Source organism: Desulfoprunum sp. (assembly GCF_053613775.1).
The window spans coordinates 96,454-114,403 of sequence record NZ_JBSHXH010000005.1 but is presented as its reverse complement, the minus strand read 5'-3'; the positions used below and the strand labels follow the sequence as shown (position 1 = coordinate 114,403).

The 17,950-nt window shown below is 64.2% G+C and carries 20 protein-coding genes; 4 read left to right on the top strand and 16 right to left on the bottom strand.

Annotated elements, in window-relative coordinates; translation table 11 throughout:
- Window positions 1-13: 13 nt before the first annotated feature.
- The 7 genes from ACWGKN_RS12735 to ACWGKN_RS12705 are packed head-to-tail and all read right to left on the bottom strand — an operon-like array spanning window position 14 to window position 6,082.
- Window positions 14-226: a hypothetical protein gene (locus ACWGKN_RS12735; protein WP_035226911.1), complete on the bottom strand. Its 213-nt coding sequence runs from the start codon at window positions 224-226 to the stop codon at window positions 14-16.
- A gap of 24 nt (window positions 227-250) precedes the next feature.
- Entirely contained in the window at window positions 251-1,474 is a 1,224-nt protein-coding gene (gene nqrF / locus ACWGKN_RS12730; protein ID WP_452095391.1) for an NADH:ubiquinone reductase (Na(+)-transporting) subunit F, read from the bottom strand.
- Between the two features lie 14 nt (window positions 1,475-1,488).
- The gene (gene nqrE, locus ACWGKN_RS12725; protein ID WP_035226917.1) at window positions 1,489-2,097 is read right to left on the bottom strand and encodes an NADH:ubiquinone reductase (Na(+)-transporting) subunit E; all 609 of its coding nucleotides are present in this window, start codon (window positions 2,095-2,097) and stop codon (window positions 1,489-1,491) included.
- On the bottom strand, window positions 2,094-2,717 hold the full coding sequence (locus tag ACWGKN_RS12720) for an NADH:ubiquinone reductase (Na(+)-transporting) subunit D (RefSeq protein ID WP_035226919.1): 624 nt from the start codon (window positions 2,715-2,717) through the stop codon (window positions 2,094-2,096). Before ACWGKN_RS12720 ends, nqrE begins: the two co-directional genes overlap by 4 nt.
- Window positions 2,710-3,495 carry a Na(+)-translocating NADH-quinone reductase subunit C gene (locus tag ACWGKN_RS12715; protein ID WP_452095390.1) on the bottom strand — a complete coding sequence of 262 codons (786 nt, stop codon included), beginning with the start codon at window positions 3,493-3,495 and terminating at the stop codon, window positions 2,710-2,712. Before ACWGKN_RS12715 ends, ACWGKN_RS12720 begins: the two co-directional genes overlap by 8 nt.
- A complete protein-coding gene (locus ACWGKN_RS12710; RefSeq protein ID WP_452095389.1) occupies window positions 3,488-4,696 on the bottom strand; it encodes an NADH:ubiquinone reductase (Na(+)-transporting) subunit B in 1,209 nt (402 codons plus the stop codon). The genes ACWGKN_RS12715 and ACWGKN_RS12710 overlap by 8 nt, the downstream gene beginning before the upstream one ends.
- A gap of 39 nt (window positions 4,697-4,735) precedes the next feature.
- The gene (locus ACWGKN_RS12705) at window positions 4,736-6,082 is read right to left on the bottom strand and encodes a Na(+)-translocating NADH-quinone reductase subunit A (RefSeq protein WP_452095388.1); all 1,347 of its coding nucleotides are present in this window, start codon (window positions 6,080-6,082) and stop codon (window positions 4,736-4,738) included.
- A 252-nt stretch (window positions 6,083-6,334) separates the two neighbouring features.
- On the opposite strand from ACWGKN_RS12705, the gene ACWGKN_RS12700 reads away from it, so the two are divergent.
- A complete protein-coding gene (locus ACWGKN_RS12700; protein ID WP_452095387.1) occupies window positions 6,335-8,773 on the top strand; it encodes an ATP-binding protein in 2,439 nt (812 codons plus the stop codon).
- Window positions 8,774-9,077: 304 nt separating this feature from the next.
- Window positions 9,078-9,410 carry a carboxymuconolactone decarboxylase family protein gene (locus ACWGKN_RS12695; RefSeq protein ID WP_035226930.1) on the top strand — a complete coding sequence of 111 codons (333 nt, stop codon included), beginning with the start codon at window positions 9,078-9,080 and terminating at the stop codon, window positions 9,408-9,410.
- A 26-nt stretch (window positions 9,411-9,436) separates the two neighbouring features.
- Here the strand turns inward: ACWGKN_RS12695 and ACWGKN_RS12690 are convergent, their stop codons facing one another.
- The 4 genes from ACWGKN_RS12690 to ACWGKN_RS12675 form a co-directional block, all read right to left on the bottom strand.
- Window positions 9,437-10,087, bottom strand: coding sequence for a TPM domain-containing protein (locus ACWGKN_RS12690; protein WP_452095386.1), 651 nt, complete (start codon window positions 10,085-10,087; stop codon window positions 9,437-9,439).
- Window position 10,088: 1 nt separating this feature from the next.
- The gene (locus tag ACWGKN_RS12685; RefSeq protein WP_452095385.1) at window positions 10,089-10,982 is read right to left on the bottom strand and encodes a TPM domain-containing protein; all 894 of its coding nucleotides are present in this window, start codon (window positions 10,980-10,982) and stop codon (window positions 10,089-10,091) included.
- Window positions 10,983-10,996: 14 nt separating this feature from the next.
- Window positions 10,997-11,584 (bottom strand): LemA family protein, encoded by a 588-nt coding sequence (locus ACWGKN_RS12680; RefSeq protein ID WP_452095384.1) that lies wholly within the window; start codon window positions 11,582-11,584, stop codon window positions 10,997-10,999.
- Window positions 11,585-11,766: 182 nt separating this feature from the next.
- Entirely contained in the window at window positions 11,767-12,318 is a 552-nt protein-coding gene (locus ACWGKN_RS12675) for a nitroreductase family protein (RefSeq protein WP_452095383.1), read from the bottom strand.
- A 221-nt stretch (window positions 12,319-12,539) separates the two neighbouring features.
- On the opposite strand from ACWGKN_RS12675, the gene ACWGKN_RS12670 reads away from it, so the two are divergent.
- Window positions 12,540-13,847: a CDP-alcohol phosphatidyltransferase family protein gene (locus ACWGKN_RS12670; protein WP_452095382.1), complete on the top strand. Its 1,308-nt coding sequence runs from the start codon at window positions 12,540-12,542 to the stop codon at window positions 13,845-13,847.
- A gap of 64 nt (window positions 13,848-13,911) precedes the next feature.
- On the opposite strand, the gene ACWGKN_RS12665 is transcribed toward ACWGKN_RS12670, so the two are convergent.
- From ACWGKN_RS12665 to eno, 5 genes are all read right to left on the bottom strand, one after another.
- Entirely contained in the window at window positions 13,912-14,697 is a 786-nt protein-coding gene (locus ACWGKN_RS12665) for a DODA-type extradiol aromatic ring-opening family dioxygenase (protein WP_035226942.1), read from the bottom strand.
- Window positions 14,698-14,817: 120 nt separating this feature from the next.
- Window positions 14,818-15,015 (bottom strand): hypothetical protein, encoded by a 198-nt coding sequence (locus tag ACWGKN_RS12660; RefSeq protein ID WP_035226944.1) that lies wholly within the window; start codon window positions 15,013-15,015, stop codon window positions 14,818-14,820.
- Window positions 15,016-15,074: 59 nt separating this feature from the next.
- Complete coding sequence (locus ACWGKN_RS12655; RefSeq protein WP_035227011.1) at window positions 15,075-15,263, bottom strand: hypothetical protein; 189 nt, start codon at window positions 15,261-15,263, stop codon at window positions 15,075-15,077.
- Window positions 15,264-15,447: 184 nt separating this feature from the next.
- Window positions 15,448-15,918: a tRNA (N6-threonylcarbamoyladenosine(37)-N6)-methyltransferase TrmO gene (gene tsaA, locus ACWGKN_RS12650; RefSeq protein WP_035226945.1), complete on the bottom strand. Its 471-nt coding sequence runs from the start codon at window positions 15,916-15,918 to the stop codon at window positions 15,448-15,450.
- Between the two features lie 65 nt (window positions 15,919-15,983).
- Window positions 15,984-17,258, bottom strand: a complete 1,275-nt coding sequence (gene eno, locus ACWGKN_RS12645; RefSeq protein ID WP_452095381.1) for a phosphopyruvate hydratase — start codon at window positions 17,256-17,258, stop codon at window positions 15,984-15,986.
- Window positions 17,259-17,525: 267 nt separating this feature from the next.
- Between eno and ACWGKN_RS12640 the strand changes: the two genes are divergently transcribed.
- Complete coding sequence (locus tag ACWGKN_RS12640; protein ID WP_035226951.1) at window positions 17,526-17,918, top strand: universal stress protein; 393 nt, start codon at window positions 17,526-17,528, stop codon at window positions 17,916-17,918.
- Window positions 17,919-17,950: the final 32 nt, after the last annotated feature.

Sequence of the window (17,950 nt, the reverse complement as noted above, 5' to 3'; positions counted from 1 at the left end):
TGGCTGACGGCGGCTAATCACGGGGGTGGGTGGACGGGCCGGCGGCGGGGTCGGGCTTGCTCGCCAGGGCCGAACAGCTGCAGCACATGGCCCCGCCGTCTTTGTGGCACATGCCGGTGAGGCCGTGCCGGGTGCGGCGCAGACGGCGGCGGGAGAAGTTGATCATGAAGGCCATGATCAGCAGCAGCGGGAAGGTGAACATCAGGAAGAGGAGAAAGGTTTTCATGTCTCGAATATAAGCACTCCCGCTTCAATCGCCAAAGTCGTCGAAGTGAATGTTCTCCTGGCCGACCCCGAGGCCGTCGAGCATCTCCCGGATCGCCTTGAGCATCGGTGGCGGGCCGCACAGATAGTAGTGGATGTCCTCCGGGGCCGGATGGTCCTTGAGATACTGGTCGTAGAGGATGAGGTGGATGAAGCCGGTCGGCCCCTGCCAGTTGTCCTCGGGCATCGGGTTGGAGAGGGCGAGGTGGAAGGTGAAGTTGTCATGCTCGGCAGCCAGCTGCTCGAACTCCTTGTCGTAGAACACCTCCTTGAGGCTGCGGCCGCCGTACCAGAAGGAAACCTTGCGCCTGGTCTTTTTCGCCAGGAAGAGATCGAAGATATGGCTGCGCAGCGGGGCCATGCCGGCGCCGCCGCCGATGAAGACGATCTCGGCATCGCTGTCCTGCATCAGGAACTCGCCGAAGGGCCCGGCGATGGTGACCTCGTCGCCCGGCTGGAGGTTGAAGATATAGGACGAGACCTGGCCCGGCGGGATGCCCGGGTCGCCGCCCGGCGGTGGGCTGGCGATGCGGACGTTGAGCTTGATGACCCCCTTTTCGCCGGGGTAGTTGGCCATCGAATAGGCCCGCGACACCGGGGTATGGACATGGGATTTGTACTGGAACATCTTGAACTTGGTCCAGTCGGCGAGAAAGCGCTCGTCGATATCGAAATTGGCGTAGGACAGCGTGTGCGGCGGCACCTCGATCTGGACGAAACCGCCGGCCTTGAAATCGACCTCCTCGCCCGGCGGCAGGGTCAGGACCAGTTCCTTGATGAAGGTGGCGACGTTGTTGTTCGAGGCGACGGTGCAGCGCCATTTCTTCGACTCCAGCGCGTCCGGCGGCACTTCGATGGCCATGTCCCGCTTGACCCCGACCTGGCAGGAGAGGCGCATGCCCTTCTTCGCCTCGCGGATGTTGATCTTCGACCGCTCGGTCGGCAGGATCTGGCCGCCCCCTTCCCTGACGATGCAGCGGCACTGGCCGCAGCTGCCGCCGCCGCCGCAGGCCGAGGACAGGATGATGCCGTGGTCGGCGAGGGTGGTCAGCAGCTTGCCGCCGGGCCGGGTCTGGATCCGGCGCAGGCCGTTGACGTCGATGGTGATATCGCCCCCCGGCAGCAGGGTCCGTTTGGCCAGAACGATGATGGAGACGAGGAGCAGCTGGAGCAGGACGAAGGTGGCCACGCCGAACAGGATGAGATGCATCGCCGTGTCCTCCTTTACAGTTCCATGCCGGCCAGGCCCATGAAGGCCATCGCCATCAGGCCGGCAACGATGAAGGTCTGGCCGAGGCCGCGCAGGCCGGGGGGCGGGTTGGCGTACTCGAGCTTCTCGCGGATGCCGGCCAGGGCCACCACCGCGAGGAAGAAGCCGGCCCCGGCGCCGATGCCGTAGGCGGCGCTCTCGCCCAGGCTGTAATCGCGTTCGACCATGAACAGCACCCCGCCGAAGATGGCGCAGTTGACGGTCAGCAGCGGCAGGTAGATGCCCAGGCTGTTGTAGAGCGCCGGCAGGTAGCGGTCGATCGCCATCTCCATGACCTGGACGATGGCGGCGATGATGGCGATATAGATCAGCAGGCCGAGGAAGGTCAGGTCGAGATCCGGCTGGCCGGCCCAGGCCATGGCCCCCGGCTTGAGCAGGTGGTTGAGGATCAGGTTGTTGACCGGGGTGGCGATGGCGAGGATCGCCAGCACCGCCATGCCGAGGCCGAAGGCGGTCTTGACCTTCTTGGAGATGGCAAGAAAGGTGCACATCCCGAGAAAGAAGCTGAGCGGCAGGTTCTCGAGAAAGATCGAGCGGAAAATGATGTCGAGGTAATGCATCAGTCTTTCTCCTGTTGGCTCGGGTCGACCGTTCGCAGCACCCAGATGATCAGGGCGATGAGGAAAAAGGCGCTCGCCGGCAGGATGAGCAGGCCATTGCGGACGTACCAGCCGCCGCTCGTGGTCAGCGGCAGGATCTCGATGCCGAAGACGCTGCCGGAACCGAACAGTTCGCGGATGAACGAGACAACGATCAGGATGAAACCGTAGCCGAGACCGTTGCCGATGCCATCCATGAAGCTGGCCACCGGCGGGTTGCTCATCGCGAAACCCTCGGCCCGGCCCATGACGATACAGTTGGTGATGATCAGGCCGACGTAGATCGACAGCTGTTTGGCCAGGTCGAAGTAAAAGGCCTTGAGGATCTGGTCGACCAGGATGACCAGGGTGGCGATGACCGTAATCTGGATACCGATCCGCACCGTGCTCGGAATCTGGAAACGGACGATGCTGATCGTCAGACTGGAGAAGGCGGTCACCAGGGTGACGCAGATCGCCATCACGACTGCCGTCGCCATCTGGCCGGTAACCGCCAGTGCCGAACAGATACCGAGGATGAGAAGGGCGATCGGGTTGCGCCTGAAGATCGACCTGGTCAGCAGTTCCCTGGTGCTCTCAGCCATTGGATGTATCCTCCTGCCGCAATTGTTTGAAAAATGGTTTGAACCCGTCGTCGCCGAACCAGAAGTGGAGCAGCCGGTCGACCCCCTGGGTCGTCAGGCTGGCCCCGGACAGGCCGTCGATCTCGTAGGCGGCCTGGGCCCCATCCTCGGCGGCCTTCCCTTTGACGACCCTGATCCCGACCTCGCCCGAATCGGCATAGATCCGTTTCCCCTGCCACAGCCGCTGCCAGTGGCTGTTTTCGACCTCGCCGCCGAGCCCCGGCGTCTCGCCGTGCTCGTAAAAGGCCACCCCGCGGATGCGGTTGAGATCGGCATCGACCGCCACGTAGGCGAACATCGTCGACCACAGGCCCTTGCCGCGGACCGGCAGGATGTACTGTTGCACCGTTTCGCCTTGCTTCACCAGATAGACGAGGGAATATTTTTCCAGGCGGCGGAGGCGGGCCAGATCTGCGGCGGCATCGATGCTGCGGCCCAGCTCGGTGCTGAGCGCGGCCTTGAGCTGATTGTAGGACTCGGGGGCAAGCCGGTCCTCCGGGACATAGCGGCCGGTCGCCAGTTCGACGATGCGGGTCTCGATGCCGGCGAAGAGGCGATCGATCGGCTGGTCCTCCCGGTACAGGCCGGCGGCCGAAAGGATGTTCTTTTTGCGGTCGAGCTGGCGGTTGGCCTCCTGTAAGGGCTGGAGCCCGACCACCGCCCCGGCGACCAGGGCCGAACAGACGAAGGCCAGGACCAGCACCGAGTAGAAGGGTTTGAGCGGGGATGCATCAGCCATGGCGCAGTCTCCTCCTCTTGACATTGGCCTCGATCACGAAAAAATCAAGGAGGGGAGCGAAAACATTGCCCAGCAGAATCGCCAGCATCACTCCTTCCGGGAAGGCCGGGTTGGCCACCCGGATCAGGATCGCCAGGGCCCCGATCAGCAGGCCGTAGAGCCATTGGCCGGTGGCGGTGTGGGCCGAGGAGACCGGGTCGGTGGCCATGAAAACCAGGCCGAAGGCGAAGCCGCCGAGGACGAGATGCCAGTGGGGCGGGATCTCCCGCAGCGGGTTGATGCCGTCGGCGGTCAGCCAGAACCAGACGGCGCAGGCCAGGGCCCCGAGGGTCATCGCCGCCATCACCCGCCAGGAGGCGATGCCGGTGGCCAGCAGGATGGCGGCACCGAGCAGGCAGGCCAGGGTCGAGGTCTCGCCCATCGACCCGGGGATGGTGCCGAGAAAGGCCTGGGACCAGCTCCAGTCGAGCGACTGCATGACCTGGCCCGGCTGGGCGGCGGCCAGCCGGGCCAGCGGCGTGGCGCCGCTGACGCCGTCGACGGTCGACCATACCAGGTCCCCGGTGATCTGGGCCGGGTAGGCGAAAAAGAGAAAGGCCCGGGAGGCCAGGGCCGGGTTCATGAAATTGCGGCCGACCCCGCCGAACACCTCCTTGGCGAAGATTACGCCGAAGCTGATGCCGAGCGCCACCTGCCACAGGGGGATGGTCGGCGGCAGGGTGAGGGCGAAGAGCAGGCCGGTGACGAGGAAGGCCTCGGAAAACTCATGGCCGCGGACCAGGGTGAAGACGGCCTCCCAGAAGCTGCCGACGACCATCGTGACGATGTAGATCGGCAGGAAGTACAGGGCGCCGTGGACCAGGTTCGACAGGTGGCTGGCCGGATCGCAGCCGATCAGGGCCATGACCGGGCCGCGCCAGCCCTCGGGGCCGGGCAGACCGAGGGTGGCGAGGGCGGTATTGGCCAGATGGCCGGTATTCCACAGGGCCATCACGACACAGGGGCTGAGGGCGATCAGGACCGTGCTCATGATCCGCTTGAGGTCGAGACCGTCCCGGACATGCGGCGCCCCGGCCGTCCGGGTGTTGCTGCCGAAGAGGAAGGTGTCGACGGCCTCGTAGAGCGAGTACCAGCGTTCGAAACGGCCGCCCTGTTCAAAATGGCGGCCGAGCTCTTCCATGAAGGTGCTGAATTTTTTCATATGTGGTCCAGCGGGTGATAGTCGCTCGATTGCCGGGAATCAGCCCCCGCTCTCGATGGTTGTCAGCAATTGCCGCAGCAGCGGCCCGAAATCGTTCTTGCCGGGGCAGACGAAGCTGCAGAGGGCCAGATCCTCCTCGATCAGTTCGAGACAGCCGAGTTCCTGGGCCTTTTCGCTGTCCTGGACGGCGATGCTCTTGAGCAGCGAGGTGGCGATGATATCGAGCGGCATGACCTGTTCGTAGCTGCCGATCGGAAAGATCGCCCGTTGGCCGCCCCAGGTGGCGGTGATCATGGGAAACGATCTCCGGCCCAGGAAGGCGGAGAGGAAGGCCGGCTTGATCGAAAAACGGTCGCGGCCGGGCATCAGCCAGTTGAACAGGCTGCGGCCGCTGTCCTCCCGCACCGCCGAGACCTGGTTGTGGTAGCGGCCGAGGAAATCGGTGGGGGCGATCATCGCCCGCCCGCTTAAAACCGACCCCGAGATCAGGCGGCAGGGGGCGTCGCTGGTCTCGTCCCGGCAGAGTTCGGAGACCGAGGCGCCGATCCGGGTGGTGACGAGACCGGGATTGCCGATCGCCGGGCCGGCGACGGCGATGACCCGCTCGGTCTGGAGGCGGCCGGTCCGGAACAGGTGGCCGATGGCGATGACATCCTGGTAGCCGATCTGCCACACGGTCTTCCTCTCGTGCACCGGATCGATGAAATGGATGTGGGTGGAGGCCAGGCCGGCCGGGTGGGGCCCGGAAAAGAGCCACAGGTGAAGGTCGTCGATATCGTCGATCCCGTCGAGCGCCATCGCGCTGCAGAGATGGATCGGGCAGGCGACCAGGCGGCGCAGGACCTGCAGGCCGCGCCGGAAATCAGCGGCGGCCCGGCCGATGATCACCAGCGGGTCGGCCGCCAGCGGTTCGGTGTCGATGGCGGTGACGAACAGCGACGCCGGGGCGGCGGCAACGGCCGGGATCCGGCCGAAGGGGCGGGTCCGCAGGCTGGTCCAGAGGCCGGAGGCGATCAGGGCCGCGCGCACGTCCGCCGCTGCCAGGGTCTGTGGATCGTCCCCCGGATGGTCGATGAAGACGATGTCCTCCTCCCCGTCAACGGCGATCACCAGCGACAGAAAGCGCCGCTTGGCGCCGCGGTTGATCTCGACGACGGTGCCGCAGCCGGGCGAGGTGTAGACGACATCGGGATTGTTCTTGTCGGCGAACAGCACCTGGCCGACCTTGACCCGATCGCCCTCGCCGACGGCCAGGGTCGGTCGGACGCCGATGCTGTCGTCCCCGAGCAGGGCGACGCGGCCGACATCCCGTCCCGGCCTGACTTCCTGCACCGGTCCCCCGGATATCGGGATATCCAACCCCTTCTGGATGCGGATATGATTCATATGCGGCTGTATTCCTGTCGGTTATCCCGCACTTCGAAAAAACGGCGAGGTGCAGTTATTCCTGAAAGCCTGCTTGAGAATAGGGTGGTAAATCGTATATCATAGTTTTCACATCAGATTGCTGCTATTATATTCATGAATACCGCTCAGGGCAAATGGAATGAAGACCCGGCTTGTCCGATGCATCCTGGATGAGGGTCCTGACCTCATCCAGGATGCCCGTCGACCGGCCGGATACAAAGGAGAAACGCCGTGGATTCCCAGCTCTACGAAAAACTTGGACTGTTCTATCTCGGGCGTCAGCTCGATGTCGCCGGCCAGGCCCCCGCCCAGTTGCCGCTGCTGTTCAAGAGCAAGGATTTCACCACCCATGCCGCGATCATCGGCATGACCGGCAGCGGCAAGACCGGCCTCGGCATCGGTCTGATCGAGGAGGCGATCATCGACAACATCCCCTCGATCATCATCGACCCCAAGGGAGACATGGGCAATCTCCTCCTGGCCTTCCCGGAACTGCGGCCGGAGGATTTCCTGCCCTGGATCGACCCCGCCGACGCGGCGCGCAAGGAGATGACCGTCGAGGCCTATGCCGACAAGACCGCCAGGGAATGGCAGGAGGGACTGCAGGGCTGGGGCCAGGGCCGGGAGCGGATCAGCGGCATGCTGGCGGCGACGACGATGACCATCTACACCCCGGGCAGCGGCAACGGCATGCCGGTGTCGGTGCTCAGCAGTTTCCAGGCCCCGGCCGCCGAGGTGGTGAACGACACCGATACCTTCAACGGTCTGGTCAATTCGACCACCACCAGCCTGCTCGCCCTGATCGGGGTGGCGGGCGATCCGCTGCAGAGCCGGGAGCATATCCTCGTCAGCTCGATCCTCATCCATTTCTGGCGTCTGGGGGAAGACCTGACCCTCGAGGGCCTGATCGGCAACATCGTCAACCCCCCCTTCGCCAAGGTCGGGGTCTTCCCCCTCGACACCTTCTATCCCCAGACCCAGCGGATGACCCTGGCGATGAACCTCAACGGGCTGCTCGCCAGCCCGACCTTCGCCGCCTGGCTCCAGGGGGCGCCGCTCGACATCCAGAGGATCCTCTACGGCGACGACGGGCGGCCGCGGACGGCGATTTTTTCGATCTCCCACCTCAGCGACAGCGAGCGGATGTTCTTCGTCACCACCCTGCTGAACCAGATCATCGGCTGGATGCGGCGGCAGTCGGGCACCTCGTCGCTCAAGGCCCTGCTCTACATGGACGAGATCTTCGGCTACTTCCCGCCGACCGCCAACCCGCCGTCGAAGCGGCCGATGCTGCTGCTGCTCAAGCAGGCCCGGGCCTTCGGTCTCGGGGTGGTGCTGTCGACTCAGAATCCGGTCGACCTCGACTACAAGGGGTTGGCCAACATCGGTACCTGGTTTGTCGGCCGGCTGCAGACCAGCCAGGACCAGGAACGGGTGCTCGACGGGATCGTCGGCGCGAGCGAGGGCAAGCTCGACCGGCAGCAGGTCAAGGGAATGCTGTCGGCGATGAAGGGCCGGCAGTTCGTTCTGACCTCAGCGCACCTCGACACCCCGCTCCTGTTCGAAACGCGCTGGGTCCTCAGCTATCTCCGTGGTCCGCTGTCGGCGGCCGACATCAAGCGGCTGACGCAGGGAAAGACGGTTGGAGCCGGCGAGGGCGCAGCCGCGGTAATCCCGGCGGTGATGGCGGCTCCGGGACCTGTACCGGGTCCGGCGGGCGCGTCCGCCGGACTGAGCGATCATCCGCCGCTGGTGGCGCAGGGGATCGAACAGCTCTACCTGCTCCACAACATGGCGACCGAGCAGCCGGTGTTCGAACCCTGGCTGGCGGCCGCCGCCTCGATCCGCTTCTACAACGGCGCGCGGAACATCGATATCGTCGAAGAAAAGATCGTTCGTCTCTACCTCGACGAGACCTTCTCGACCCCGGACTGGGCCGCAGCCGAGGACTGTCCCTGCCCACTCGGCCAGTGCGCCGGGCAGGCGCCGACCAACAGCTGCTACTACACCCTGCCGGAGGCCCTGGTCCGGCTCAAGGATCTGGGCGACCTGGCCAGATCCTTCACCGACCATCTCTACCACAACAGCAGGCTGGAGTTGTTCCGGGTGGCGGCGCTGAAACTGGAGTCGCAGCCGGGCGAGCACCTGGGCGATTTCAAGGTCCGGTTGGCCGATCTCCTGCGGGAACGCAAGGATGCCGAGGTTGAGAAACTGCGCCAGAGCTATGGGACGCGGCAGCAACGGCTCGAGGACAGGATCGGCGCGGCCATGGATCGGGTCGAGAGGGAAAAGGCCGATGTCGCCGCCAAGACCGCCGACACCGTCATCTCCTTTGGGGCGGCGGTGCTCGGGGCCTTTCTCGGGCGCAAGGCCATGTCGGCAACAACGGTGTCGAAGGCGGCGACCGGGATGCGCAGCGCCGGACGGGTGGTCAGGGAGAAGGGCGACGTGCAGCGGGCCGAGGTCGAGGTACAGGCATTGCAGCAGGAACTCAACGGTCTGGCCGCCGAACTCGAGGCGAAGGCCCTGGCCCTGGCCGATGCGTTCAACCCGGAGAGCTATGCGATCGAGACCTTCGCCGTCAAACCGCGGCGCAGCGACGTCTTCAACGTCCGCCTGGCGCTGCTGTGGGAAATGGTGCCGGACCGGGGAATGCCGGCGGCGCCTTGAATTTTGGGCCCGCCAGCGGGGGACAGGTCGAGGCGACCACCTCTCCCTTTCATCACGACCTTGCTCCGCTGTCATCACGACCTTCCTCCGCTGTCATCTCGACCTTCCTCCGCTGTCATCTCGACCGCAGGGAGAGATCTCTGCAGGATCTGATCTCTGCGGGAAAACGAGATTTCTCGCTGGCGCTCGAAATGACAGGGGATAAAAAGTCGTAATTGAAAGGGCAGGCAGACTTTCATCATGTAAAACACTCAACGGTCAATGAAATCGATCATCATGATCGCTACCACAACCAGGAGGCACTATGTCTGAGAAGGGAAAACCGTCGTTCTACAAGAAGATGAACAAGCAGTATCCGGAGATCTTCACCGCCGCCGAAAACCTCGGCACCACCATCCGGTCCGCCGGTCCGCTCGATGAGAAGACCTCGCACCTGATCCAGCTGGCGGCCGCCGCCGCCGGTCATTCGGAGGGCTCGGTATGCTCCCACACCCGCCGGGCCCTGCAGGTGGGGGCCACCCCGGAGGAGATCTCCCATACCCTGCTGCTGCTGATCTCGACCATCGGTTTCCCGCAGGTCATGGCGGCGATGTCCTGGGCGCAGCAGGTCATGGAAAAGGCGGCCAAGGGCAAATAACCTCCGGGAGATCGGTCCCGGCGAGATCAGCGGATGATCAGGTCGTGCAGTTCGTTGGGGTCGTCGGTGGTGATTGGAAAATGTTCCTGGAGGATTGCCCCGACTCGGCCGATCGCCTCGCCGATCGCCTCGCCCTGGCGATTCTGCTTGATTCCGGCGGTGATGTGGTCGACGATCTCCTGCCACTGGTCCTGTCCGATCCGGCTGCTGATGGCGCTGTCGGCAAGGACCCAGACGCGGTGCTCGAGGACCGAGATAAAGATCAGGATGCCGTTTTCCTGTCTGGTCCGGTACAGTTTCTCGTCGAAGAAGGCGGTCACCGCCGCTTCCCGCACCTCTTCGTCGACCTGGTCGGCGCTGAGGAACCATCGCTTCAGCGCCGGCGTGCGTTTGACCAGGACCTGGGCCGGCAGGGCGAGGAGGCAGAACAGAGCGAGGAAGATCCACATCTCGTGGTGGCCGAGCCAGAGCGGGGCGGCGATGAAGGGGGTGAGGATCAGGGCCGGCGGCAGGGCGACGACCACCGCCCCGACGATCGCCGCCAGCGGGTAGTCATGGCTGGCCGAGACCACCATCGGCACGATCTCGCCCGAGGTCAGCGACTCGGCCTGCCGGGTGGCCTCGCCGATCCGCTGCCGTTCGGCCTCCGTCAGAAACCGCTGTGCCAGAGTCACCATTCTACCATCCTCCCGAGGCACCGCCGCCGCCGAAACCACCGCCTCCGCCACTGAAGCCGCCACCGCCGAAGCCGCCCGAGGACCCGCCGAAGCCGCCGCCGCTCCAGGTTCCTCGGCCCGTCCGGCCTGAAGCGGCCGAACCGGCGACAGCGGCGATCAGCAGGCCGGCGACGAAGCCGATCGGGATCAGGGCGGCGAGCATCAGCCAGCGGGCGCCGAAGGCGAGAAAACCGAGGACAGGGGCGGCGATGCCGCCAAGGGAGGCGGTCACCATCCTGTTGCGGCCGATAATCCGGCTGATGAAGAACAGTCCGACCAGCAAAGGTACGAAGAGACCTTCGAAGCCGACCTGGTCGTCGCCCCGGTGCGCCGCGATCTGTTCGTCCGAGAATTCACCCTTGACCGCCGCCATCATCACCGTCACCCCGTTGATGACCCCCTGGTCGAAGCTGCCGTTGCGGAACTGCGGGGTGATGACGTCGCGGATGATCCGCCCGGCGGCCAGATCGGTGAGCCTGCCCTCGAGACCGTAGCCGACTTCGATCCGGATCTTGCGGTCGTCCCGGGCGATGAGCAGCAGGGCGCCGTTGTCCAGGCCCTTCCTGCCGATCTTCCAGGACTCGGCGACCCGCAGCGAGAAGTCCTCGAGGCTGTCGCCGGAAAGCGACGCCACGGTCAGGACGACAATCTGGGTCGATTGCTCCTGTTCGAACGCGGCAAGGGACCTTTCAAGCTGGTCGACCGTGGCCGGCGCCAGCATCGCCGCGTAGTCGTTGACCCGCCCCTCGAGCGGCGGGACCTCGAGGGCGAGGCCCGGCAGAGCCTGCAGGTGCAGGCAGACCAGCAGCACGGTCAGAAGGAGACTGCCCGGGAGCAGGCGGCGGATGGCGGTCATGATGCGTGACGCGCTCAGTTGAACTTGACCTGCGGCGCGGCCTTCGCCGCTTCGTCGGCCTTGAAGTACTCCTTGCGCTCCAGGTGGAGCAGGATCTTGTTGGTCAGACTCTCGGGGAACCGGCGGATCGCCCCGTTGAAATCCTCGACGGTCTGGTTGTAGCGCTGGCGGGCGACGTTGATCCGGTTCTCGGTCCCTTCGAGCTGGGTCTGGAGGTCGAGGAAATTCTGGTTGGCCTTGAGATCGGGATACTGTTCGACGACGACCATCAGCCGGGCCAAAGCTGAGGTTAGCCCGCCCTGGGCGGCCTGGAACTGTTGCATCGCGGCCGGATCGCTGAGGGCCTGCGGCGGCAGCTGCACCGAGGTGGCCTTGGCCCGGGCCGTGATCACTGCCTCGAGGGTCTCCTTCTCGTGCTGGGCGTAGCCCTTGACGGTCTCGACCAGATTCGGGATCAGATCGGCGCGCCGCTGCAGGGTGGACTCGATGTCGGACCAGGCCTTGAAGACGGTTTCCTCCTTCATCTGCAGCGCATTGTAGCCGCAGCCGCTGAGGGCAAAGAGGGAAAGGATGATGGCGGTAAGACGGGCAAAACGTGTCATGAGACCCTCCTGGGAGATGAATATCCGGGTGAGGCCCCGCCGTTTTTCGCGGGCGGGTTCCGGTCCGACGGTGGCTGCCTGGCTCAATGATAGTCCTTCCTCCGGTACATGTCCATATCGTTCCGGCAAAAAATCTGTCGACTGAGGCTGCCTGCGCGGCTGGTGCGGGTGGAGCGGGGGCGTCAATAGGTGTTGAACCGGCTCATCTCGGCGGTCGTCTTGCGGATCTTGCGGCGCAGCGGATATCCCTCCGGGGCGTAACCGAGACTGATCAGCAGCCCGACCCTGGTCCTGGCGGGGATACTGAGGACCCGTTTGACCTCGTCTTCGTCGAACCAGCCGATCATGCACGTCCCGAGGCCGAGCTCGGCCGCCTGGAGGCAGAAGTGCGTGGCGGCGATGCCGATGTCGATTAACGGGAATTCCCGGTTCTTCAAACGGGCGCCGATCTGGGTCACCAGCCCCGGCCGTTCGATGGTGAGCACGGCGATGACCGGGGCCTGGAGGGCGAAGCGGTTGAAGGTGATGAGGGGGGAGTAGGCGGCGCCGGCGACCCGGTCCTTCAACTCCGGATCGTTGACGATGATCAGCCGCCACGGCTGCGAGTTGCTGGCCGACGGCGCCAGCCGCACCGCCTCGATCAGCCGCTGCAGATCATCGTCGGCGACCGGCTGAGGCTGGTATTCCCTGACACTCTGTCTGGTGCGGATGAGGTCGGCGAAGGGTGTGGACATTGAGGACGGCTTCCCGGTTTCAGTGAGGATGGGGCGGCAGCTGCCGCGAGCAGATCCCATAACCATGATTTTTTCATGAGATATCAGATAAATGATATCCGATCGGTGATGCACGGGCATGGACTTTTCCGGACGGAAGTGCTAAATACGCGTGTGGGAATTCCCATCACCTGAATAACTGTACCTGTTCTCGCATCGCTGCGCCACCTTCGGGAGTAGAAATGGAAAGACTTGGAGTGATCATTTTTGCCGCCGCCATCGGCACCGGCTTCTATTACTGGTTCGCATCGATGATCAAGAGGCCGTCGATGCAGGATTACATCCGATCCCATTTCTGGCTGCTGCACCCGAATTCGATCTGCTACTGGCGGACGGCGATGGCCCTGGTGGGCTATGTCCTCTACTTCCACACCTCCTACCAGGCGACGGCGATCATCATCTTCACCTTCGCCGCGATCCTCGACGGGGTCGACGGGGTGGTGGCGCGGGGGATGAACCTTGTCACCAAGTGGGGTGAATCCCTCGACCCGATGTGCGACAAGTTGACCTATCTGCCGCCGCTGGTAGGGTTCGCCTACCTCGGGATCATGGCCCCGGAGCTGATCTGGATGCTGGTCGCAGTCGAGCTGTTCGGCCAGTTCTTCGCCCGGAAGCTGTTGTCCTACCTCAGTTTTTCGGTGGCGGCCAACAACTTCGGCAAGATCAAGGCCATCATCTGCTTCGCCCTCGTCATCTACTGCGCCCTGCTTGACGCCAATCCCGGCTTCGTCAATATCGGCAACGAGGTGCTGATCGCCTGCATCACCCTGTCGGCGGCGTCGATCGTCTTTAAATTCATCCCCAACCGGCTCTACGCCGACATCCTGTCGACGCTCAACTTTTTCTGCGGCATCGCCAGTCTGATCCTGACCTATGACCGGCGATTCGCCTGGGCGATCTTCGCCATCGTCCTCGGCCAGCTGTTCGATCTCTTCGACGGCCGGATGGCGGTGAAGCACGGCGGCACCAAGTACGGACCGTATCTCGACGATATCGCCGACTTTACCAGCTTCGGCCTCTCTCCCGCCTATATCATCTTCAAGTCCGGCGGCGACTGGGCCTGGTTGTTCGGAACGCTGTTCTTCGTCGGCGTCGCCTACCGTCTGGTCCGGTTCGTCGCCGTCGACAAGAAGCGGACCGACCTGCCCGAGGGGGTGTTCAACGGTCTGCCCAGTCCGGCCGGGGCGCTGATCGTCCTCGGCGCCGCCCTGGTCGCCCCGCCCCTCGTTCTGTGGGCCATTGCCGCTGCCTCGGTCGGGATGATGGTCAGCCATGTGCGCTTTGCCCATTTCGGCCGGGTGATCCTCAAGCAGATCCCCAAGCCGCTGTTCTTCCTGGTCAGCGCGTCGATGATCATCACCATCGCCTTCATCATCAAGACCAAGAGCGTGCAACTGTTCGGCTATCTGATCCTGGCCTCGGTCCTCGTGTATATGATCGCGGGGCGGAAGATGCTTCCCTCCAGGTCCGGACAGGGCGGCAATTCCTGAATCCCGGTGTCGTTGCGGGATGAACGGGGAGAACGCCGCTCCGGGTGCTGCGGCGGCCGAACTGTCAGAGCCCCCAGGCGAAGGCGGCCATCGACAGGATGCCATACTCGATCCGGTGATGAATCCTTCTGCCCCAGTCTTGCCCGGCGGCGGCGCCTAAGGGGGCGAACAGCGGCAGGATGTGATCTTCGCCGGGATGGTTGCGCCGGGCCTCCGGACCGAGGTCCCGATAGGCGAGCAGGTCGGCGATGGCGTTGTCTTCGATGCGTTCCGCCAGCCACTCGTCGAAGGCCGCGGCATAGCCGACCGGCGGGGCATCGACCGCGTAGCGCCCGAATTCCCGCAGGTTGTGGGTGGCGCCGCCGCTGCCGACGATCAGCACGTTTTCCCGCCGCAGCGGCGCCAGGACCCGGCCGAGATCGTAGTGACGGCGGGTGTCGCGATCGGTCTGGATCGAGACCTGGACGACCGGGATGTCGGCTGAGGGGAACATCAGCTTGAGCGGCACCCAGGCCCCGTGATCGATGCCGCGGTGCTCCGAGACGAAGCAGGGGATTTCTGCCGCCGACAGGCTGTCGGCGATCCTGGCGGCGAGGGCCGGGTCTCCCGGGCAGGGATAACGCATCGAGTACAGTTCGGCCTCGAAACCGGAGAAATCGTGGATCGTCGGCGGCAGGTCGGCGCCACTGGTCAACGGCTCGTCGGTGTCCCAGTGGGCGGAGACGCAGACGATGGCCGCCGGCCGGGCCAGGGTACGCCCCAGGTCCCGGAAGAAGCGGCAGTTGGCATCGTTTTTGAGGATCAGGTTGGGGGCGCCGTGCGAGACGAAGAGCGCCGGTTGTTCGGTCATGCGGTATCTCCCGGAGGTGGACTCACCCCTTTCCCGCCGCAGCAGGGACTGCAGCGGGGAAAAGCGATGGAGGGCTTAACATGGGCGGATCGGGTACTGTGTCGCCCTTGCGGTGTCAGGTCATTTCCTGCCCGGACCGCAGCTTTCTTCAACATACCCTGTGCCGTGGCAGGTCGGGCATTCCTGGTCCGGGGTGCACTGGGTGTCATTCTTCTCGTCTTCGCTGGTCCCCCTCCATTCCGAACTGGCCTCGCAGATTCCTTCGATGATTTTATTTCCCTGGCAGGTGGGGCAGGGCCGTCTGTTTGTCTCTGGCATGGTGAACTCCTCCTGGTAAAAGAATGATGGGCACGAAGACCGCCTACGGCCTGCCGTGATTACTCCTCCTTGTCGATAACGATGTAATCCTTCAGTTTCTCCAGCAGCGACTCGGGCAGCGGCCGGTTGTACATGAAGGCGGCCGCCTCCTCGCCGGTGATCTTTTCCTTGACCTCGAGCGGCAGGGAGCGCAGCACGGCGACCCGCTCGGGGTCAGGTTTTTCTTTTTTCTCTTCTGGGGCGGTCATAATCTCCTCCTGGCTCGTATAGCCCATTTGTAGCGACTTGTTATCCGGTTCCGGCAGATGTTGCCGCGGTTGGGCGGCAACGATGTCCTGCCGTATACGTTTACTGGTTGTGCTTCTCCCCGGGTAAGTCAATGCGGCGCTGTCGTTTTCACCATATTGACCGATCACCCGGTTCTGCCACGATTCAGCCGACGAACCGGCCGTCGGAGCGCATCGCCGAGACCTCCTCCCGGCTGGCCTGCATCCAGCCCGACCGGCTGACCTTGACCTCGTCGAAGGCGGCCACATACGGCTTGATGTCGAGCAGCGGGGTGCCGTCCAGGACATCGACGCCGCGGATAATGACGATGTTTGCCGTCACCTTCACCATCTCGACGATGGAGAGGCCGATATGGTTGGGTCTGAGCGGCGAGCGGGTGGCGAAGACACCGCGGGCGACCGTGTCCATGAACGGGACGACGCTCAGTTCGGTCCGCTGCGCCTGGTGGAACGTGTAGAGCATGTAGATGTGGCTGAAGCCGTCGAGGTCACGCAGTCCCTCGGCGAACTGGTCGAAGACCTCGATCGCTCCTTCCCGGACGGCCGCCCCCTTCGGCTGGATGGGCATGTCCCTGAGGTTCTTGAACGGGCTGTGAATGATGCCGATAGGTTGCATGGCGGATATCCTCTGCGGTGGTGCCGGCCCCCACGTGATGAGAGGGGGGCGGTGGCGGCGTGGCGTTATTTCCAGTAGTACAGCGCCGTGCTGCCGAGCTCCTGCTCGATCTCGAGCAGGCGGTTGTACTTGGCGATGCGCTCGCTGCGGCTGGCCGAACCGGTCTTGATCTGGCCGCCGTCCATCGCCACCGCAAAGTCGGCGAGGAAGGTGTCCTCGGTCTCGCCGGAGCGGTGCGAGATGAAGTAGCGCCAGCCGGCGTCGCGGCACATCCGCACCGCGTCGATGCTCTCGGTGACGGTGCCGATCTGGTTGAGCTTGATCAACACCGAGTTGGCGGTCTTTTCCCGGATGCCGCGCTCGATATAACGGGTGTTGGTGACGAAGATATCGTCGCCGACAATATCGATGCGATGGCCGAGTTTTTCGGTGAACAGGCGAAATCCCTCCCAGTCGTTTTCGGCCAGCGGGTCCTCCCAGGTGAGGATCGGATAGCTGTTGACCCAGCGTTCGCCGAGGGCGATCATCTCGGCCGAGGACATCCGGCCGCCGCCGGAGCGGCTCAATTCGTAGGTGGTGCTGAGATCGGGGGAGAAGGAGCTGGCGGCGCTGTCGAGCGAGATGCCGATATCGACCCCGGGGCGGTAGCCGGCCTGTTCGATGGCCTCGATGATGGCCTCGATCGCCTCTTCGTTGCTCGCCAGGTTCGGGGCGAATCCGCCCTCGTCGCCGACCCCGGTCGCCAGGCCGCGCGACTTGAGGATCTTCTTCAGGGTGTGGAAGGTCTCGGCGATAGAACGCAGCCCCTCGCCGAACGTCGGCGCCCCGAACGGCACGGCCATGAATTCCTGGATGTCGACGCTGTTGTCGGCATGGGCCCCGCCGTTGATGATGTTCATCGCCGGCACCGGGATGCGGCGGCAGGCGGTGCCGCCGAGGTAGCGGTAGAGGGGCAGGCCGAGCGAGGCGGCGGCGGCCCGGGCGACCGCCATCGACACGCCGAGGATGGCGTTGGCGCCGAGGGTCGACTTGTTGGGGGTGCCGTCGAGGTCGATCATCAGCCGGTCGATCGTCGTCTGGTCGCCGGCGGCCATCCCGATCAGCCGGGGGGCGATGATCTCGTTGACGTTGGCCACCGCCTTCAGCACCCCCTTGCCGAGATAGCGCCCGGCGTCGCCGTCGCGCAGCTCGATGGCCTCGTTCTCGCCGGTGCTGGCCCCGGAAGGGACGGAAGCGGACACGGTCGTCCCATCGTTCAGCCCGACAAAGACCCGTACCGTCGGGTTGCCGCGGGAATCGAGAATCTCCATCGCCTTCACTGCCGTAATCTTTGCTGTCATGAGCGGTTCCTCCATGGTGCAGCGGGTGGGGGCTGCAGCGCCGTGCGTTGTGTCGAAAGAAGTCTGAATTATTGTATGTCTCCGCCATGCCTCAGGTCAAGTCCCATTGCATCCGGGCTATCCCGGTTTCGATACCATCAGCCTGGAGGAACGGCCGCAACGACTGCGGCGTCTTGTCCTTGACAGGCAGGCATCGACGCAGGTATTGTCCTGCTGTATTGCTATCTACCTGCTGCTGATCAACAATTTGGGAAGGAGACATACTGCATGAAGATTCTTGTCGGCTATCGGGGAGTGAATGTCGGAAAGGACCTGCTCAAAGAGGCGGTCAAGAGGGCCCGGACCAGCAATGGCGAGGTTCATGTCGTCACCTCGATGTTCGGAGGGGGGACGACGGAAGGGGAAAAGATCAGGGAGGCCGAGGAGAATCTCGTCAAGGCCGGACAGTTTCTTCACGAGCAGGGGGTGAAGAACGAGACCCATCTGCTCATCCGCGGCCGCACCCCCGGCGAGGATCTCGTCCAGTACGCCAGGGAGAACGCGTGCGACGAGATCATTCTCGCCGTCAAGAGCCGGTCGAAGGTCGGCAAGCTCATCTTCGGTTCGACCGCCCAGTATGTCATCCTCAAGGCCGAATGTCCGGTGGTCTCGATCCGGTGATCGCTCAGGGCGGATGACCCGGACAGGGCCTG

What these genes read in the sequence shown, in the direction of transcription:
- ACWGKN_RS12735 (WP_035226911.1), bottom strand. Translation starts at nt 226, where the DNA reads ATGAAAACCTTTCTCCTCTTCCTGATGTTCACCTTCCCGCTGCTGCTG.
- nqrF (WP_452095391.1), bottom strand. Translation starts at nt 1,474, where the DNA reads ATGCATCTCATCCTGTTCGGCGTGGCCACCTTCGTCCTGCTCCAGCTG.
- ACWGKN_RS12720 (WP_035226919.1), bottom strand. Translation starts at nt 2,717, where the DNA reads ATGGCTGAGAGCACCAGGGAACTGCTGACCAGGTCGATCTTCAGGCGC.
- ACWGKN_RS12715 (WP_452095390.1), bottom strand. Translation starts at nt 3,495, where the DNA reads ATGGCTGATGCATCCCCGCTCAAACCCTTCTACTCGGTGCTGGTCCTG.
- ACWGKN_RS12710 (WP_452095389.1), bottom strand. Translation starts at nt 4,696, where the DNA reads ATGAAAAAATTCAGCACCTTCATGGAAGAGCTCGGCCGCCATTTTGAA.
- ACWGKN_RS12705 (WP_452095388.1), bottom strand. Translation starts at nt 6,082, where the DNA reads ATGAATCATATCCGCATCCAGAAGGGGTTGGATATCCCGATATCCGGG.
- ACWGKN_RS12695 (WP_035226930.1), top strand. Translation starts at nt 9,078, where the DNA reads ATGTCTGAGAAGGGAAAACCGTCGTTCTACAAGAAGATGAACAAGCAG.
- ACWGKN_RS12690 (WP_452095386.1), bottom strand. Translation starts at nt 10,087, where the DNA reads ATGGTGACTCTGGCACAGCGGTTTCTGACGGAGGCCGAACGGCAGCGG.
- ACWGKN_RS12685 (WP_452095385.1), bottom strand. Translation starts at nt 10,982, where the DNA reads ATGACCGCCATCCGCCGCCTGCTCCCGGGCAGTCTCCTTCTGACCGTG.
- ACWGKN_RS12680 (WP_452095384.1), bottom strand. Translation starts at nt 11,584, where the DNA reads ATGACACGTTTTGCCCGTCTTACCGCCATCATCCTTTCCCTCTTTGCC.
- ACWGKN_RS12675 (WP_452095383.1), bottom strand. Translation starts at nt 12,318, where the DNA reads ATGTCCACACCCTTCGCCGACCTCATCCGCACCAGACAGAGTGTCAGG.
- ACWGKN_RS12670 (WP_452095382.1), top strand. Translation starts at nt 12,540, where the DNA reads ATGGAAAGACTTGGAGTGATCATTTTTGCCGCCGCCATCGGCACCGGC.
- ACWGKN_RS12665 (WP_035226942.1), bottom strand. Translation starts at nt 14,697, where the DNA reads ATGACCGAACAACCGGCGCTCTTCGTCTCGCACGGCGCCCCCAACCTG.
- ACWGKN_RS12660 (WP_035226944.1), bottom strand. Translation starts at nt 15,015, where the DNA reads ATGCCAGAGACAAACAGACGGCCCTGCCCCACCTGCCAGGGAAATAAA.
- ACWGKN_RS12655 (WP_035227011.1), bottom strand. Translation starts at nt 15,263, where the DNA reads ATGACCGCCCCAGAAGAGAAAAAAGAAAAACCTGACCCCGAGCGGGTC.
- tsaA (WP_035226945.1), bottom strand. Translation starts at nt 15,918, where the DNA reads ATGCAACCTATCGGCATCATTCACAGCCCGTTCAAGAACCTCAGGGAC.
- eno (WP_452095381.1), bottom strand. Translation starts at nt 17,258, where the DNA reads ATGACAGCAAAGATTACGGCAGTGAAGGCGATGGAGATTCTCGATTCC.
- ACWGKN_RS12640 (WP_035226951.1), top strand. Translation starts at nt 17,526, where the DNA reads ATGAAGATTCTTGTCGGCTATCGGGGAGTGAATGTCGGAAAGGACCTG.